This window comes from Mycolicibacterium xanthum (assembly GCF_019710635.1).
Taxonomy (GTDB): Bacteria; Actinomycetota; Actinomycetes; order Mycobacteriales; family Mycobacteriaceae; genus Mycobacterium; species Mycobacterium xanthum.
In genome coordinates this window covers 1-1,582 of sequence record NZ_JAIFZS010000103.1, presented here as the reverse complement: position 1 = coordinate 1,582, position 1,582 = coordinate 1, and the positions used below count along the sequence as shown (strand labels likewise).

The following is a 1,582-nucleotide window of genomic DNA, read 5'->3' as shown; positions in this document are numbered from 1 at the left end:
AACGACACCCGAAGCCGGTTCTGGAATTCCTCACCGCCGCCGAGGCCGACGCTCTGATCAACGCCCCCGACCGGACCCGATGGACCGGACGACGCGACCACGCGCTACTGGTTCTGGCCATCCAGACCGGACTGCGGGTCGGCGAACTGTGCTCACTGCGCACCTCCGACGCCCACTTCGGATCGGCAGCGAGCATCACCTGCACCGGGAAAGGCCGCCGCACACGGGCAACGCCGCTGACCGCGACAACCGTCGCGGTCATGAGCGCCTATCTCACCGAGCGATCGACTCGCCCCGGTCAGGCCCTCTTCTGCGGCCCCCGTGGTGATCACCTCTCCCGCGATGCGCTCGAACACCGGCTCGCGATTTACCTGCCAACAGCAGCAGCACGCTGCCCCAGCATCGCTGACAAGCACGTCACTCTCCACACCCTGCGCCACACCGCGGCGATGAACCTCCTCGCCCAGGGCGTCGACGTCGCCGTCATCGCGCTCTGGCTCGGACACCAACGAACGCAATCCGCCGACGCCTACCTGCATGCCGACATGAACATCAAGCAGACTGCGATCGACCGGACCCGGCCGCCGAACACCAAACCCGGCACCTACCGCCCCGAACCTGACATCCTCGCCTGGCTCAACACCCTATGAATATGCCGATGTTTCACCCGGCAGCGGCACCACTGACCTGCGCATCAACCCGAAACATCGGCATAACCGAAAACTCGGCATAAACGCTGTTATGCCGACGTCGGCATAACAGCGTCGTCACGTCGTAGAGCACCAGCGTCGCTGGCCCGAGTTGCGCGTGCCGTGCACATGCTGATGAGAACGATTGGCGTACAACAGGTTCAGCGATCTCCGGCAGCCTCCGTTTGATGGTCCGATAGGAGGCCGAGCCCACCCCGGTTTCGGCGAGCACCCGCACCGAATCAGCCTTGCTGGTCGGCTCGATGATCCGGGCGCACACCAGATCCCGCAGCACTTCATCGCCAGCCAGAACCTGGTGGAATCCGAGTTCCCGATAGCCATGACACAGGGCCTCCCATAAGTGTGCAGCGCGGGAACTGACGATCTGCAACGGCCCACCCGGGGCCGCAGCGGTGTCGATTCCCAGATCCAGCGTCTGCTGACCCTGGGCCAACCGGGTGGCTGCCGCGGCCTTGAGCGCTTCCAGTTGCGCCGCGTCGTGAGCTGACCCGAGATGCTCGATCGACCGCGATCCTCGCCGCGATGACCACACGATCTGTACTGCGGTCGCTCCTAACGCCGTCTTCACCGTGCGCACATAGGCCACCGACGCACCCTACGGCCCCACGATTAGTGCACACATTCCGGACCGACGCCGAACAAAACCGCACATGAATGGCTTGCCAAGCTCAACTAATCAAAATTGTGGCCCGAGTCAGGTACGATTCTCAACGGAGCGACCAACCCCTGGTCGCAATCCAATAGATCGAGCCTCCGGCAGAACCAGGGCGATTCAAATCGCGCCGACCGGTGACATTCGGGCTGGGTGAAACATCACCGCGCCAAACTATTACTCCCTTAACCGATTCCTTCGCCACCAGACGATCGCAGCG

Annotated in this window: 1 protein-coding gene and 1 pseudogene; one reads left to right on the top strand and one right to left on the bottom strand. The window is 63.3% G+C overall.

Going from position 1 to position 1,582, the window contains the following annotated elements:
• On the top strand, positions 1-650 hold a 650-nt coding region (locus JDV09_RS25960), incomplete at its 5' end, for a tyrosine-type recombinase/integrase (protein ID WP_221372007.1).
• Between the two features lie 109 nt (positions 651-759).
• Here JDV09_RS25960 and JDV09_RS25955 read toward each other — a convergent pair.
• Positions 760-1,296, bottom strand: a pseudogene (locus tag JDV09_RS25955) (IS1634 family transposase); the annotation flags it as partial.
• Positions 1,297-1,582: the final 286 nt, after the last annotated feature.